At 30.3% G+C, this 12604-nt stretch carries 11 protein-coding genes; 7 read left to right on the top strand and 4 right to left on the bottom strand.

Translation table 11 applies throughout. The annotated features are described in order from the left end of the window. Positions 1-6: 6 nt before the first annotated feature. Together FYJ26_RS01050 and map are read left to right on the top strand one after the other, a co-directional pair. Positions 7-804 carry a nitroreductase family protein gene (locus FYJ26_RS01050; protein ID WP_154538886.1) on the top strand — a complete coding sequence of 266 codons (798 nt, stop codon included), beginning with the start codon at positions 7-9 and terminating at the stop codon, positions 802-804. A 17-nt stretch (positions 805-821) separates the two neighbouring features. Next, entirely contained in the window at positions 822-1622 is an 801-nt protein-coding gene (gene map, locus FYJ26_RS01045) for a type I methionyl aminopeptidase (RefSeq protein ID WP_154538885.1), read from the top strand. Between the two features lie 380 nt (positions 1623-2002). On the opposite strand, the gene FYJ26_RS10925 is transcribed toward map, so the two are convergent. Both FYJ26_RS10925 and FYJ26_RS10920 read right to left on the bottom strand, forming a co-directional pair. Next, entirely contained in the window at positions 2003-2407 is a 405-nt protein-coding gene (locus FYJ26_RS10925) for a transposase (RefSeq protein ID WP_229771183.1), read from the bottom strand. Positions 2408-2617: 210 nt separating this feature from the next. Next, the gene (locus tag FYJ26_RS10920) at positions 2618-3172 is read right to left on the bottom strand and encodes an IS110 family transposase (protein WP_229771182.1); all 555 of its coding nucleotides are present in this window, start codon (positions 3170-3172) and stop codon (positions 2618-2620) included. Positions 3173-3417: 245 nt separating this feature from the next. Between FYJ26_RS10920 and brnQ the strand changes: the two genes are divergently transcribed. Next, positions 3418-4749: a branched-chain amino acid transport system II carrier protein gene (gene brnQ, locus FYJ26_RS01035; RefSeq protein WP_154538884.1), complete on the top strand. Its 1332-nt coding sequence runs from the start codon at positions 3418-3420 to the stop codon at positions 4747-4749. A 185-nt stretch (positions 4750-4934) separates the two neighbouring features. Further along, positions 4935-6116 carry an acetyl-CoA C-acetyltransferase gene (locus tag FYJ26_RS01030; RefSeq protein WP_154538883.1) on the top strand — a complete coding sequence of 394 codons (1182 nt, stop codon included), beginning with the start codon at positions 4935-4937 and terminating at the stop codon, positions 6114-6116. Between the two features lie 34 nt (positions 6117-6150). Here FYJ26_RS01030 and FYJ26_RS01025 read toward each other — a convergent pair whose 3' ends face one another. After that, complete coding sequence (locus FYJ26_RS01025; RefSeq protein ID WP_154538882.1) at positions 6151-6768, bottom strand: thymidine kinase; 618 nt, start codon at positions 6766-6768, stop codon at positions 6151-6153. 7 nt (positions 6769-6775) lie between these two features. Continuing rightward, positions 6776-7873, bottom strand: a complete 1098-nt coding sequence (ychF, locus tag FYJ26_RS01020; protein WP_154538881.1) for a redox-regulated ATPase YchF — start codon at positions 7871-7873, stop codon at positions 6776-6778. A 134-nt stretch (positions 7874-8007) separates the two neighbouring features. Between ychF and FYJ26_RS01015 the strand changes: the two genes are divergently transcribed. From FYJ26_RS01015 to hprK, 3 genes are read left to right on the top strand one after another with little or no spacing between them, the layout of a single operon-like run. Next, positions 8008-9777, top strand: coding sequence for an aminopeptidase P family protein (locus tag FYJ26_RS01015; protein WP_154538880.1), 1770 nt, complete (start codon positions 8008-8010; stop codon positions 9775-9777). Continuing rightward, complete coding sequence (uvrC, locus tag FYJ26_RS01010) at positions 9777-11624, top strand: excinuclease ABC subunit UvrC (RefSeq protein ID WP_176269397.1); 1848 nt, start codon at positions 9777-9779, stop codon at positions 11622-11624. Before FYJ26_RS01015 ends, uvrC begins: the two co-directional genes overlap by 1 nt. A 9-nt stretch (positions 11625-11633) precedes the next feature. Next, the gene (hprK, locus tag FYJ26_RS01005; protein WP_154538878.1) at positions 11634-12560 is read left to right on the top strand and encodes an HPr(Ser) kinase/phosphatase; all 927 of its coding nucleotides are present in this window, start codon (positions 11634-11636) and stop codon (positions 12558-12560) included. Positions 12561-12604: the final 44 nt, after the last annotated feature.

Raw genomic sequence — 12604 nt, 5'->3', positions numbered from 1 at the left:
GGAATTATGTTAACTACAAATTTTTTAAAAACAAGAACATCTACTAGAGAATTTAAAGAATCTAAAGTAGAGGAATCAAAAATCGAGAAAATATATGAATATGTAACAGATATTAAAGCAGGACTTTATGAAGAAGATTTATTCTTTGAAATTTCTAAAGATGGAGAAGGTCTTTATGAAAAGTTAAATGGAAAGGCTGGATACAAAGGAGTAATGATAAAAGCTCCTATATATGTAGGTCTTGATGTTAAAAATCATAATCAAAAAGCCCTTGTTAAGGGGGCATATGGTCTAGAAGAATTGATTACAAAATTAAGCGAAATAGGACTTGCTTCATGTTGGATTTCAGTAGCAGATGCAAGTGAAGATGATTTAAATAGTGCTTTTTTAGATAGTAAAGGTAATATCAAATCTATTCTAGCTGTAGGTGAAGCTCTTAATGAAGAGGTAAGAGAGCATAGATTTGATGATAGAAAAGGAATTAATGAATTTGTATTTATAGATGATTTAAACCATAAGGCAAGTGTTGAGGAACTCGAACAAAGAGGCATGGATGATTTGTTTTCTTATTTAAGATTTGCACCATCTTCATATAACTCACAACCTTGGAGGTTTGTTCTTGTAGATAATCTTGTAAAACTTTATTTAGAAGATTATAAGGATGAATCAAACTTAGTTGATGCAGGAATAGTAATGTATTATTTCGACCAACTCACAAAAGACTTATCCATTAATTCTTCATGGGATGTTAAACCTAATCTTGATGGTTCAAAACAAGTATTTATAGCTCAAAAAGAATTATAAATTAAAGAAGGATATTAATGATAACTTTAAAGACAAGTAAGGATATAGAAAAGATGTATAAGGCTTCAGAAGTACTTTGCAAAACTCATCTAGCTATTAAAGAAATCATAAGACCAGGTATAACCACTTTATTTCTTGATGATTTCGCTAATAAATTCATCAAATTTCATAAGGCTATACCAGCTCAATTAGGCTATCAAGGATTTCCATATACACTGTGTATTTCTGTAAATGATGAGATATGTCATGGATTTCCTTCGGATTATGTTCTAAAAGAAGGGGATGTCGTGTCAATAGATAATGTAATAGATTTAGATGGAGGACTTGCTGACTCTTGTTGGACTTATAAAATAGGTAAACTATCAAAAGAAAATGAAAAATTAGTTGATGTTAACTTAAAAGCCCTATACAAAGGAATAGAAGAGGCAATACCAGGAAATAGGATTGGCGATATAGGAGCTGCTATCCAAGAATATGTAGAAAAAGAAAATGGTTTTTCTGTAATAAGAGATTTTATAGGACATGGCATAGGAAAAGAAATGCATGAAGATCCACAAGTCCCTCACTATGGAAAAAGAGGTTTTGGACCAAGGATTCAAGAAAATATGGTCTTTACTATAGAACCTATGATTTGTATAGGCGATTGGAAGTCAAAAATAGATTCGAATGGATGGACAGCGAGAACTAGTGATGGCTCTGTTTGTTCTCAATTTGAACATCAATTAGTAATAAGAAAAAATAAGGCTGAGATTATTACAGACCAAGATAAGTTTGAACTTAGTGACAAAGATTTAAAATTTATTGAAAATTACAAATAAAGGGGGGGTACCCCTTTATTTTTATGAAAAAACCAAAATATATAAATTTAATCTATTATTATTCTTCTTTTGAATATGCCTTAATAAATTTTAATTTACAAACGCTTTTATAAAGGAATTTTTAAATATATACAAAACTGATGTTTACTTATGCAATTCATTATTCAAAAATTTAAGATATATTTGTAATTTTATTTCAAATATATTAATTGTTGCTATATATTTTTTTAAAACACTTAATAAGTAACCAAAAAACTGGTAAAATATAAAAGTACGTTTAGACTAACTAAGGAGAAAATTAGAAAATATGTAAAATAATTTATGAATAGAAACGCTTTTAAAAACAATAAAAATAAGCATAGGAAATAAAGCTAGTTAATCTAGCTTAAAAAATTAATTTGTGGTTCAAACTTGCAGTTATCTTTAAGAAGTTTAAAAATAACTCTAATAAGCTTTCTAGCAGTATTGGTAAGTACAACATAATGATGTTTACCCTCAGATTTCTTTTTCTGATAATATAAAGCAAAAGTTTCATCCCTCATAGCTACTAGCCTTGCAGCATTTAAAAGAGCCCACCTAAGATAAGGTGACCCTCGTTTAACCATAGACACACCTGTAGCAACAAACTTACCTGATTGGTGAGTACAAGGATCTAGACCAACAAAAGCAAGGAGTTGACCATCATTATCAAACTTATTGATATCAACAATTTCAGCTAAAATGATAGAAGCTAAGGTATAAGAAATCCCAGGAATAGACATCAGTGGTGACTGAATCTGATCCATAATCATATTGATTTTATCCTCTAACTCTTTAATTTTAGAAGAATAGAAATCAATTAAATCAATAGTTTGGATAAGTTCAAAACTAATAGCATCAGAATCAGAACCAATAGAATTCTCTGCGGCTATCTTTATACAAATAGCCTTATCCTTATAGAATTAGACTTAAGAACATTAGTAAGTTTTGTAAGATGAGCATATGCAATGAGCTTTTTAGAAGGGAAACTCTAAACTCTTAAGCATAGCTAAAGTAGACTTCTGATTAATAGAATAGACACAAGACTCAAGCTCAGGAAAAATGATATTGACAATCCTGGAAATTGAAATCTTAAGCTTAGATAATTGCTCTTTAAGTTTAAATCTGTATCTAGTAAGTGACTTAAGCTCCAAAATATAATAAGATAAACCCAAGTGGGGTTTAGCATTACTGGCAGATAACATAAGAGCAAGTAACTTAGCATCAATTTTATCAGTTTTAGTCTTTCTAAGCGTATGAGCTTTTCTAAAAAGATTAATTTGAAGTGGATTGAAGATAACAGGATTAAAACCATTCTCAACTAAGAAATTGATCAAGTTTAAAGAATAATGTCCAGTAGCTTCAAGCCCCACTTTTACATTTTCAGAAGAATCAGGCAAAAAAGACAAAAGCAAATCAAAGCCAACCCTATTGTTATCAAAAGAAAAAGAATCTTTAATAACAGTTCCATTTGAATGACAAATATAGCAATCATGCTTATCCTTAGCAACATCGATACCAACTAAAATCATAAAATATCCTTTCAAATAAAATGGCTGTGATATCCACAAAAAAATATGTATCGTATCCTTGCTCGAGATAAAACGTCAAGCGTTATCTAACTCATAAACAAATAAACATAGAATTGTGGTTGCACCCTAAATAAAATAGTCAAAAGCTATAGGAGGAAACAACAATCCACAAGCCTATGATTATCATATAGTAAAAATGAAATTTGAACACTATTTACTATGTGTTCATTATACAAGGAGGAAATATGGATATAATAGTAATAGGTTTTGCATTATTTGCAATGTTTTTTGGAGCAGGAAATTTGATATTTCCACCAATGCTCGGTTATACATATGGAAATAATTGGCTCTATGCAGGCATTGGTTTTACGATAGTAGGGGTTGGTCTAACTTTAATTGCAGTTATAAGTGTTGCAAAAAGTCATGGTAATATATTTTCATTTACTTCACTTGCAGGAAACAAGTTGTCTAAAGTTATAATTTTTATTATCGCTCTTTGTATAGGACCTTTGGGAGCTATACCAAGAACAGCAGCTACAAGCTCTGAAATGCTAACATCTAGTGGATTTAATATATCGCCTTTAGTGTTTTCTATAATTTTTTTCTTTATATCTTTATGTTTAGCCTTAGGAGAAAGTTCAGTTGTAGATTTTATAGGTAAGTTTTTAACACCTCTTTTACTAATTTCCTTGTTTATAATGATTATAGTTGGTGTTATAAACCCTATAGGAGAAATGAAAGATGTAAATATGCATACTGGAAAAATTTTATCAAATTCTATGCTTGAAGGATATAATACAATGGATGCACTAGCAGCTTTAGCTTTTACTCCGATTATAGTAAAGAGTATTGTAAAGAAGGGCTATAAAAATGAAATTCTTAAAAAAACAATAGAGGCTTCCTTTGTAGCTGTGATTGGTTTAGCGTTAGTATATATGTCACTTGCATATTTAGGAGCAAGTGTATCTAAAAGTGTTGATGGTCTGTCAAGGGTAGAGCTATTAAACTTTATTTCAAAAGAAATATTAGGCAGTAAGGGGAGGTATATACTACTCATAGCATTAATATTAGCATGTTTTACAACAGCCACTGGTCTTATATCATCAATATCAGAAATATTTGTTAAGTATTCAAATAATAGACTTTCATATAAGTTTAATGCATGTCTAATAACATTAACTTCCTTAGTTTTATCGGTATTGGGAGTGGATAGTATAGTTGAATTTACAGGTCCATTTTTACAATTTGCTTATCCATTAGCTATTTTATTAGTTATTTTTAATCTATATGGTAAGAATAAGTTGGATAAAATTTTGGTAAGAAATTCATTTATAACTGTTTCCATTGTCTCTTTTATAGATGCTATAATAAGTTTTATAAGTGTAATTGAAAAGTTGCTAAATATTAATTTTGAATTATTTGATGCTATACAAGAAGCTTTAAGTAATATTCTTAAAATTATTTCAATCAATAATAAAGATTTTCCTTGGGTATATCCCTTTATAATTGTTTTCATATTAACTTTAATCTACGTAAATAAATTCAATTCAAAAACTAACATTGATCTGTCTAAGTAAAATTAGGCAGTTTTATTTTAAGAAATAGTTTGCAAATATATTTATTTCCTGTATATTTTTATTAGCTAGTAAAATAGTTTTAATAAAGAATTTCATAAAAATCAAAAAATGTTTGATAAATTTTTAACCACGTGTTATAATCTACATATAAGTTAATTATTTATCAAATATTGAAAGGGGAAAATATGACAAGAAAAGTAGTTATTGCAAGTGCAGCAAGAACACCAGTAGGAAGCTTCGGAGGCAGTTTAAAATCAAAAAGTGCAGTTGATTTAGGGGTTGTTGCTGCAAAAGCAGCAATTGAAAGAGCAGGAATTAAACCAGAAGATATAGAAGAGACAGTATTAGGTTGTGTATTACAAGCAGGATTAGGTCAAAATGTTGCTAGACAAGTTTCTTTAGGGGCAGGAGTTCCAGAAACAGTTCCAGCAATGACAATTAATAAGGTTTGTGGTTCAGGTCTTAGAACAGTATCACTAGCAGCTCAAATGATTTTAGCAGGTGATGTAGATGTAGTTTTAGCAGGAGGAACCGAATCTATGTCTAATGCTCCATTCTTAATCGATGAAGCTAGATGGGGAGCTAGAATGGGTGATAAAAAACTTGTTGATGAAATGATTATTGATGGACTTTGGGATATTTATAATAACTATCATATGGGAGTTACAGCTGAAAATGTAGCTGAAAAATATGGTATTACAAGAGAAATGCAAGATGATCTTGCAGCAGTAAGTCAACAAAGAGCAAGTAAAGCTCGTGCTGAAGGAAGGTTTAAAGATGAAATAGTTCCTGTAGAAATTACTGACAGAAAAGGTAATGTTACAGTTGTTGAAGATGATGAATATATAAGAGATGGAGTTACTAAAGAAAATATTTCTAAACTTAGATCAGCTTTTATCAAAGATGGTACAGTAACAGCAGCCAACGCATCAGGAATCAATGATGGTGCAGCATGTCTTGTAATTATGAGTGAAGAAAAAGCTAAAGAATTGGGAGTAAAACCTCTTGCAACAATTATAGGATATGCATCAGCAGGTGTTGATCCAAAAATTATGGGAACAGGTCCAATCCCATCAAGTAAAAAAGCTTTAGAAAAAGCCGGTGTTACAGTTGATGAACTTGATTTGATTGAATCCAATGAAGCTTTTGCAGCTCAATCTTATGCAGTAAGAAATGAAATGGGATTTGATCCTGAAAAAACAAATGTAAATGGTGGAGCGATTGCTATAGGCCATCCAATAGGAGGATCTGGAGCAAGAATTCTTACAACACTTTTATATGAAATGGAAAAAAGAGATTCTAAAAAGGGTCTAGCAACACTCTGTATAGGTGGAGGAATGGGAACTGCCCTAGTTGTAGAAAGATAATATAAACACAAAAATACTGTAAGATTTTAAAATCTTACAGTGTTTTTTTATATTTTTCAATTGATATTTGGTTCTTAGATTTTTCTCTATCTTTCATCTTTTTTGTGTAGCAAGATCTACATAAAGGTTCATATGAACCCTGAGCTCCTATTTCTATTCTCTCTTCATTATATGATTTTCTAAATGATACCCAGGCATCTTCTCCACATGATGCACAGATAGCATGGTGTTTGATAAGTTCATCTGCAATAGGCATAAGTTCCTTCACTATCTCAAAAGGTCTTGCTTTATAGTCCATATCAAGTCCAGATACTACAATTGTTATGTGGGACTTCATAAGTTTTAGAAAACACTCTACGATTTCTGTTGGATTATCTGGGAAAAATTGAACTTCATCTATTCCAATAGCATCAACTTCATTTCTTGAACTATATTCTAAAATGTCATTAATAGAATCTATTTTCAAAGCATCAAGTTCAAGATTATCGTGGCTTATAATTTTTTCATCTTCATGTCTTGAATCTACTGAAGGTTTAAAGGCAACAGTTTTATACCCTGCAATCTTCATTCTATATAGTTCTCTCCAAAGTGAAGTTGTCTTTCCTGAAAACATTGAACCTGTGTGAACAATAAGTTTAGCTTGTTTCTTCATATTACACCTAAACATTAAATTTAAAGTTCGTAATATCGCCGTCTTTCATAACATAGTCTTTTCCTTCCATTCGAAGTTGACCATGTTCTTTAACTTTTGCCATATTACCATATTCTTTAAGGATATCAAAGCTTACAATCTCGGCTTTTATAAATCCTCTTTGGATATCAGTATGAATTTTTCCAGCAGCATCAACTGCCTTTGTCCCCTTAGTAATTGTCCAAGCTCTAGTTTCATCTTCTCCCGTAGTTAAAAATGAAATTAAGTTAAGTGTTTTATATGAATCTCTTATAACTTGGTCACATCCTGACTCTTGAAGACCGATCATTGCTAAGAATTCCTTTTTCTCTTCATCTGTATCAAGGTTTGAAATCTCCTCCTCAATCTTAGCACTTACTACTGATACTTGGGAGTTTTCCTCTTTTGCAAACTCTCTTACTTGATTTACATATTTATTTGAATTTCCATTATCAATTACATCGCTTTCGTCTACATTACATACATATATTATAGGTTTAGTTGATAGAAGTTGATAGGATTTAAGAAGTGACATATCATCATCATTAAGATTTAATACTCTAGCTGATTTTCCTTCTTCTAAAATTTCTTTAATTTTTTTTAAAAGCTCTACTTCATTTCTCACACTTTTATCAGACTTTGCAATCTTTTCCCTTTTAACCAATACCTTATCAACAAGTTCTAAATCAGCAAGGATTAACTCGAGATTTATGGTTTCTATATCTCTTAATGGGTCAATAGATCCGTCTACATGGGTTACATTTGGATCGTTAAAGCAACGCAAAACTTCTACTATTGCATCTGTTTCCCTAATGTTTGATAAAAATTTATTTCCTAAACCCTCACCTTTACTAGCACCTTTTACAAGACCTGCAATATCATAAAATTCTATTGCAGCAGGAACTATTTTTTTTGAATTATGCATTTTTGCAAGGTAGTCTAACCTTTCATCTGGTACATTTACAAGACCTACATTTGGGTCTATCGTACAGAATGGGTAGTTTGCAATTTCTGCTCCTGCCTTTGTTATGGCATTAAATAGTGTTGACTTGCCTACGTTTGGTAGACCAACAATTCCTAATTTCATTTAATCACTCTCTCTTTTTTTATTCTTTCATTAGCCTTAATTATTATATGCAAAGGGGATTAAAAAATCAATTTTTATATTATTTAACAATGGTATAATAATAGAAAGATAAGATTTAATATAAAGGAGCTTTTATGAATATAGATGAAAAACTAAGAAAGTTACGAGAATTGATGGCAAGTCGTCAAATTGACGCCTATATAGTAAATACATCTGATCCTCATCAATCAGAATATATTAGTAATTATTATAAAACCCGTGAGTTTATTTCTGGATTTACTGGTTCAGCAGGTACTTGTGTTATAACTATGGACAAAGCAAGGCTTTGGACGGATTCTAGATATTTTCTTCAAGCAGAGAAAGAACTAGAATTTACTGAGTTTGAGTTTTATAAGCTTGGCTTTGAGGAAGATCCAAGCATAGAAGAGTTTTTATTGGAAGAAGTTAGTGAGTTTGGGAAAATCGGCTTTGATGGTAATTGTTTTTCCGTAAAAGACTACAAAAATTTAAGTGAGAATATGGGTTCACGTGCTTTGGTTTATGATATAGATTATATATCAAAAATATGGAATGACAGACCAAGTCTTCCTAAAGAAAAAGTTTGGGTATATGATTTAGAATATGTAGGGGAAAGTTTAGAGTCAAAGATTAAAAGGTTAAGAACTGAACTTAAAGATAAAAATTGTGATTATAATTTTATAGGTTCACCTGAAGATATATGCTATCTGCTAAATATTAGGGGAAATGATATAGAGTATAATCCAGTGTTTTTATCATATCTTTTAATATCTATGGATGAGATTCATCTTTGTGTTGACCTTGATAAAATAGATGATAAGGTAGAGGAATATTTAAAAGAAAATAATGTTAAGCTACATTCATATGACTATATTTATACATTACTTAAAGATATAAGGGGAAAAAATAGAATTTATCTAGATCCCGAAAGAACTAATGTATTAATTTATGATTCAATAAATTCAAATGTAAGAATAATGACAGGAATCAATTTATCTACAAAGATGAAGGCAATCAAAAATGATGTAGAACTTGAAAATGAAAAAAAAGCTTATTTAATAGATGCTTTAACTCTTGTTAAGTTCTTTAATTGGGTTGAAGTTGGAACTAAAACAGGTTCTTTGACAGAGCTTATAGCTAGTAAAAAACTTCATGACTTAAGGAGTGAGAATGAATCTTATATTGAAGATTCTTTTGAAACTATAGCAGGTTACAAGGAAAATGGGGCTATAGTTCATTATTCATCAAATTCATTATCTTCAAAGACTTTAGAAGAAAGATCTCTTTTACTAGTTGATTCTGGAGCTCACTATATGGAAGGAACTACTGATATAACAAGAACAATTTCCTTAGGAAAACTTACTGAAGAAGAAAAAGAAAACTATACTTTGGTATTAAAGTCTCATATTGCATTAATGAGCGCTAAATTTAAAGAAAAAACAAATGGACAAAGACTTGATGCTATTGCAAAATATCCATTATGGAAGGCTGGAAAAGACTTTTTCCATGGTACAGGTCATGGGGTGGGTTTTACACTCACAGTTCATGAAGGACCAAATAGGATATCAGCCTTTGATAATACAGAATTTATAGAAAATATGACTACATCTATAGAACCTGGTCTCTATATAGCAAATAGGCATGGAATAAGAATTGAAAGTGAAGTATATGTAAAGGAAGATTTTACAAATGAATTCGGAAAATTTATGAAATTTGAATGTTTAACCTTTGTTCCAATAGATACAAGACCTGTTAATATAGATATGTTAGAAAGATGGGAAATAGACTGGCTTAACTCATATAATAAGAAATGTGAAGAAATTCTTTCTCCATATCTTGAAGGAAGTGATTTAGAATATTTGAAAGAGAGTTGTAGGGAAATTTGATAAATAATCAAATAAAAGCTAAATTAAAAGACTTACCAGATTTACCTGGTGTTTATATAATGAGGGATAAAAATGACGAAATAATATATGTAGGCAAAGCGATTAATTTAAAAAAACGTGTCAGACAGTACTTTGACAATAACGCCAATAAGGGTAGAAAAGTACTTGCTATGGTAAGTCATGTAAAAATATTTGAATATATAATTGTTGAAAATGAAGTTGAGGCCCTTGTTCTAGAGTCGAATTTAATTAAAAAAAATAGACCAAAATACAATATAGTACTAAGAGATGATAAGCAATATCCTTATATAAAAATTACAAATGAAAAATATCCTAGAATAGAAAAGGTAAGAAATGTAAAAAGGGATAAGGGACATTATTATGGACCTTATCCTGATGCCTATGCTGTCAACGATGTTATAGAATTATTTCACATACTTTTTCCTTTTAGGACTTGTAATATTAATTTTGACAAGGGACAACAATTAGATAGACCTTGTCTTAATTACTATATAAAAAGATGCAATGGACCTTGTATAGGTAAAGAAAAAGAAAAATCCTATATGGAAAATATAAAAACAATTAGAGAATTTTTAGAAAATAAGTCTAATGAAATACCGAAGCTTGTAATAGATAAAATGAATTATGCAAGTAAGAATCTTGATTTTGAAAATGCAGCTAAGTATAGAGACTATCATAGGGCACTTTCTACAATTTCTCAAAAACAAAAGGTTACAAATACAAATCAAGAAGATATTGATATTATAGCTATGAGCAAGGGATTATTTTATGTAACTATGCAGGTATTTTTCATGAGAGATGGAAAAATTGTGGATAGGGAACATTTTATATTAAAAGATGATTATAGAGAAAAAGAAGAAGATATTATGGCATCTTTTATGAAACAATTTTATTTAAATCTTATGTATATTCCTAAAGAAATTTTGGTAGCTATTCTACCCTCAGATCTTGGTGCATTAACCTCATTTATTGAAAAGAAAAAAGGCTCCAAGGTTTCTATAATTCAACCTAAATTAGGTAGAAAAAAAGATTTGATTAAAATGGCTGAAAGAAATGCTAGTGATATGATGAAAAAATATGAAAAAAGACTCGAAGAAAAGGAGAGGAAAAAACATAGGGGACTTAATGGTCTTAAGCAGGTTTTAAATCTTAAGTCCATTAAAAGAATTGAAGCTTATGATATTTCCAATACTGCTGGTGTTCAAACAGTAGGGTCTATGGTAGTATTTGAAGATGGATTACCTGAGAGAAAAGAATATAGGAAATTTAAGATAAAAACAGTAGAAGGACCAGATGATTATGCTTCATTAGAAGAAGTATTAACAAGAAGATTTAAAAGAGGAGAAAAAGAAATAAAGGAAAATAATACATCTACAGGATTTGGTAAACTTCCAGACTTGATTTTGATGGATGGTGGTAAGGGGCAAGTAAAGATTGCAAAAACAGTACTTAAAAAATTTAATTTAAATATAGAAGTAGCAGGACTTGTAAAAGATAATAAACATACGACAAGGGCTATTATTTATGAAAATCAGGAAATAAGTATAAAAAGAAGAGATCCAGTCTATAAACTCATATATGAAATTCAAGAAGAGGCCCATAGGTTTGCAATAAATTATCATAGAAAACTTATGACAAATGCAATGAAAAAGTCAGAGCTTGATAATATAAAGGGCATAGGCAAAAAAAAGAAAGAAAATTTATTTAATCACTTTAAAACGATTAATAATATAAAAAATGCAAATTTAGAAGAGTTGATGGAGGTTGATTTAATTAGTAAAAATCAAGCTCTTGATATAATTAAGTACTTTAAACTAAATAGTTAAGGGGAGAATATGACTAGAAGAACTAGTGTAAAATTAAGGGATGTAGTAAATAATTTAAAGCTTGAAATAGTTCATAAGTCAAGTGACTTTGATGAAGTTGAGATTACAAGTCCTGATATCAATAGACCAGGATTACAACTTACAGGTTTTTTGGAAGAATTTCCTTATAGACGTTTGCAAATAATAGGAAGTGTCGAGTATAACTACCTAACAAGTCTTGATAATAGAATGCAATATGAAAGATTTAGAGGTATTTTATCATATAATATGCCCGCAATAATTTTCTCATACAATGCAGGACTACCCAAAGATATGCTAGACTTAGCTGACTATTATGATATAAGTATATTAAGAAGTAAACTTCCTACAACAAGGCTTACTTCACTTATATCCCAAGAGTTAGAATATGTATTTGCTCAAAGAACTCAAGTTCATGGAGAGTTACTTGAAGTATACGGTGTAGGTGTACTTATATTAGGGGAAAGTTCAGTAGGGAAAAGTGAAACGGCACTTGATCTTGTATCAAGAGGTCATAGACTTGTTGCTGATGATTTAGTGGAAATTGCATCCTATGATAATAAAGTTGTAGGTCAGGCTCCAAAAAATATAAGACACTATACAGAAATAAGAGGTCTTGGGATATTAGATATTAGAAGGCTTTATGGTACAGGTTCAGTTAAGGTATATACAGATATTGATATGGTAATTGAGCTTGAACATTGGAGAGAAGATTATGAATATGATAGGTTAGGATTAGATGATCATTATACAGACCTTTTAGGAGTTCAACTTCCTAAAATTCTTGTTCCTGTGAGAGCTGGAAGAAATATTGCTATGATTGTAGAAGTGGCAGCAATGAACCAAAGAGAAAAGTCTATGGGATATAACGCAGCAAAGGTAATGACCGAAAACTTATTTAATGATTTAGAAGACTAGACATTTTTTAAATCATTAATTACTTGACTTAAATAAGGATATTT

The organism is Anaerococcus porci (assembly GCF_009696575.1).
GTDB lineage: Bacteria > Bacillota > Clostridia > Tissierellales > Peptoniphilaceae > Anaerococcus > Anaerococcus porci.
Note: the sequence above shows the minus strand (reverse complement) of the source record. Positions and strands in the feature narration are given on the sequence as shown.

Coding starts and splice junctions, on each gene's coding strand:
- FYJ26_RS01050 (WP_154538886.1), top strand. CDS start 7: ATGTTAACTACAAATTTTTTAAAAACAAGAACATCTACTAGAGAATTT.
- map (WP_154538885.1), top strand. CDS start 822: ATGATAACTTTAAAGACAAGTAAGGATATAGAAAAGATGTATAAGGCT.
- FYJ26_RS10925 (WP_229771183.1), bottom strand. CDS start 2,407: ATGGATCAGATTCAGTCACCACTGATGTCTATTCCTGGGATTTCTTAT.
- FYJ26_RS10920 (WP_229771182.1), bottom strand. CDS start 3,172: ATGATTTTAGTTGGTATCGATGTTGCTAAGGATAAGCATGATTGCTAT.
- brnQ (WP_154538884.1), top strand. CDS start 3,418: ATGGATATAATAGTAATAGGTTTTGCATTATTTGCAATGTTTTTTGGA.
- FYJ26_RS01030 (WP_154538883.1), top strand. CDS start 4,935: ATGACAAGAAAAGTAGTTATTGCAAGTGCAGCAAGAACACCAGTAGGA.
- FYJ26_RS01025 (WP_154538882.1), bottom strand. CDS start 6,768: ATGAAGAAACAAGCTAAACTTATTGTTCACACAGGTTCAATGTTTTCA.
- ychF (WP_154538881.1), bottom strand. CDS start 7,873: ATGAAATTAGGAATTGTTGGTCTACCAAACGTAGGCAAGTCAACACTA.
- FYJ26_RS01015 (WP_154538880.1), top strand. CDS start 8,008: ATGAATATAGATGAAAAACTAAGAAAGTTACGAGAATTGATGGCAAGT.
- hprK (WP_154538878.1), top strand. CDS start 11,634: ATGACTAGAAGAACTAGTGTAAAATTAAGGGATGTAGTAAATAATTTA.